Annotated in this window: 3 protein-coding genes; all 3 read left to right on the top strand. The window is 70.7% G+C overall.

The features are described 5' to 3' along the window. Genes JS521_RS34960 through JS521_RS34950 form a run of 3 tightly spaced genes read left to right on the top strand, consistent with a single transcriptional unit; the run spans position 1 to position 2,789 of the window. On the top strand, positions 1–801 hold the full coding sequence (locus JS521_RS34960) for an ABC transporter permease (RefSeq protein ID WP_372448645.1): 801 nt from the start codon (positions 1–3) through the stop codon (positions 799–801). 18 nt (positions 802–819) lie between these two features. Then, positions 820–2,127: a sensor histidine kinase gene (locus JS521_RS34955; RefSeq protein ID WP_205086885.1), complete on the top strand. Its 1,308-nt coding sequence runs from the start codon at positions 820–822 to the stop codon at positions 2,125–2,127. After that, on the top strand, positions 2,124–2,789 hold the full coding sequence (locus tag JS521_RS34950; protein WP_205086884.1) for a response regulator: 666 nt from the start codon (positions 2,124–2,126) through the stop codon (positions 2,787–2,789). The genes JS521_RS34955 and JS521_RS34950 overlap by 4 nt, the downstream gene beginning before the upstream one ends. The last annotated feature ends 80 nt before the right edge of the window (positions 2,790–2,869 follow it).

Here is a 2,869-nt window from a genome sequence, read left to right as displayed (position 1 = left end):
ATCTCCATCCCCGCTCCCCTCCCCATCCCCTCTCAGCCGTACCGCATCACCGCGCCCCGCATCCTGCGTGCGGAGTGGCACAAGCTCCGTTCCCTGCGCTCCACCTGGGTCACCGTCATCTCGGCGGTCGTCATGGTGCTCGGCGTCGGCCTGATCATGGGCGCGACCTACACCTCCGGCGGCGGGGACTCCGACGTCGACACGGTCGTCCTGACGCTGTACGGCAGCCTGCTCGGCCAGATCTGCCTGGTCGTCCTGGGCATCCTGACGACCGCGGGCGAGTACGCGACCGGCATGATCCACTCCTCGCTCACCGCCGTACCCGCTCGGCTCCCCGTGCTGTGGGCCAAGGCCGCGGTGTTCGCCGCCACCGTCCTCACGGTCATGCTCGCCACATCCGTGGTGACGTTCGCGGCGGCCCAGGCCTTCCTCCACGACACCGACCAGGCGGCCTCGTTCACCGACCCGGGCATCCTGCGCGCCCTGGTGGGCAACGCCGGAGCGCTCACCCTGATGGGCCTGCTCGCCCTCGGCCTCGGCGCACTGCTGCGCTCGGTGCCGGGCGCGATCGGGGCGTTCATCGGCGGGGTCATGATCCTGCCGGAGATCCTCGGGATGCTCCCGTACGCCGTCGTCGAGCGCGTCATCATGTACTTCCCCACCCAGGCCGCCGGCGCCCTCGGCTCCGCCACCCCCATCGAGGGCACCGCCTCCCCCGGCCCGGCCCTGCTCGCCCTGTCCCTGTGGGCGGGCACGACACTGGCCGCGGCAGCGCTGACACTCAAGCGCCGCGACGTCTGACCCACGAGGAGCGACCAGGTGAACACCCCACCGCGGGACCGGGACCGCGAACGCGATCGGGACCGGGACCGGGGCACCGAGGCCACGGTGCCTCCCCTCACCCGGATCATCCGCGACGCCCTCGACCGGCTCCGCGCAGTCGACCGACGCCGACCAAGGCTCTGGGACGCGGCGGTGACCGGCTTCTGGACCGTGGCCGCGGTGCTCGACTACACCTCCGGCGGCTGGCGGCACACCGCACACGAGGACGTGACGGCGCCCGAGTTCCTGGTACTCCTGATGAGCCTCGGGTTCTCCCTGCCGCTGCTGTGGCGTCGCACGCACCCCCTGGCCGTAGTCCTGCTCATGACACCGATATCCCTCGTCAACGTCTGGACGGGGGCCGTGGTGCAGGCCTCCCTCCTCCAGCTGATCCCGGTCTTCCAGCTCGTGCTGCGCTCCTCGTTCCGTACGGTCGGGGCAGCAGCTCTCCTCTTCCTCGCCCCGGTCCTGTCGGGCGGCTTCCGCATCCCCGCCGGCTGGGGCCAGGAGGTCGTCTCGTACGTCTGGGGCCTGGTCTTCGTCGTGCTGCTGGGAATCGCGGTACGTACGCGGCGCGAGTACACCGAGGCCCTGGTCGAACGCGCCCATAGGCTGGAACACGAACGCGACCAGCAGGCCCGGCTCGCGGCCGCCGCCGAACGCACCCGTATCGCGCGGGAGATGCACGACATCATCGGCCACAACCTGTCCGTCATCACGGGCCTCGCGGACGGCGGCGCGTACGCGGCCCGGAAGAACCCGGAACGCGCGGGGCAGGCCCTGGAGGCCATCGGCACGACCAGCAGGCAGGCCCTGTCCGAACTCCGCCGCCTCCTGGGCGTCCTGCGCGACGACCACCCCGACGCCGAACGCACACCTCAGCCGACGCTCGACGAACTGACCCCCCTCATCGAACGCGTACGCCGAGCAGGCCTGCCCGTCCACCTGGAGCTGAACGGCGAACCCGCCACGCAATCCCTCACCCCGGGACTCCAGCTCACCGTGTACCGCGTGATCCAGGAGGCCCTGACCAACACCCTCAAGCACGCCACCGGCCCCACGTCCGCGACGGTCACCCTCACCTACTCGCCCACGCACCTGAACGCCCGCATCACCGACACCGGCACCGGCACCGGCACCGGCAGAACCGCAGAAACAGCGGAAGCACCGCTGGCAGCCCAGGGCATCATGGGCATGCGCGAACGCGCCGCCCTGTACGACGGCACTCTAGAAGCGGGCCCACGACCCGAACACACCGGATGGCGGGTACAGCTCCGCCTTCCCCTGGAGGACACGCACCCGTGACGACCGTACTGATCGCCGACGACCAGGCGATGCAGCGCTTCGGATTCCGCATGCTGCTGGAGAGCCAGGACGACATGACGGTGGTCGGCGAAGCCGGCAACGGCACCGAGGCCGTACACCTGGTCGCCCGCCACCACCCGGACGTCGTGCTGATGGACATCCGCATGCCTGGCCTGGACGGCATCGAGGCGACCCGGCGCATCATCGCGTCGGGCGCCCGCACCCGCATCCTGATCGTCACGACGTTCGACCTCGACGAGTACGCGTACGACGGTCTGCGCGCCGGTGCCAGCGGCTTCCTGGTCAAGGACGCCCTGCCCGAGGAACTCCTCGCCGGCATCCGCGCCGTGGCCGCCGGCGACGCAGTGGTCGCCCCGACCCTCACACGCCGGCTCCTCGACGCGTACGTCCACCATCTCCCGGCCGTACCCGGTGCACGGGCCGCCTCGGACCCGCGCATCACCGCCCTGACGGAACGGGAACGGGAGATCCTCACGGTGATAGGCCAGGGCTGGTCCAACTCGGAGATCGCCGCCCGCCTCCACCTCGCCGAGTCCACGGTGAAGACGCACGTGACGCGCATCCTCGCCAAGACCGGCGCCAGAGACCGCGTCCAGGCCGTCATCCTGGCCTACGACACCCGCCTGGTCACCCCGATGTAGACGGCCCGAAAGGTCCTGAACGCAGGAAAGCCCCGCACCACAAGGGTGCGGGGCTTTCCCACAAAGGTTGTTCGGCGGCG

Origin of the sequence: Streptomyces durocortorensis, from assembly GCF_016901035.1 — a bacterium.
Taxonomy (GTDB): Bacteria; Actinomycetota; Actinomycetes; order Streptomycetales; family Streptomycetaceae; genus Streptomyces; species Streptomyces durocortorensis.
The sequence above is the reverse complement of the archived record's forward strand: the minus strand, read 5'-3'. Positions and strand labels throughout refer to the sequence as shown.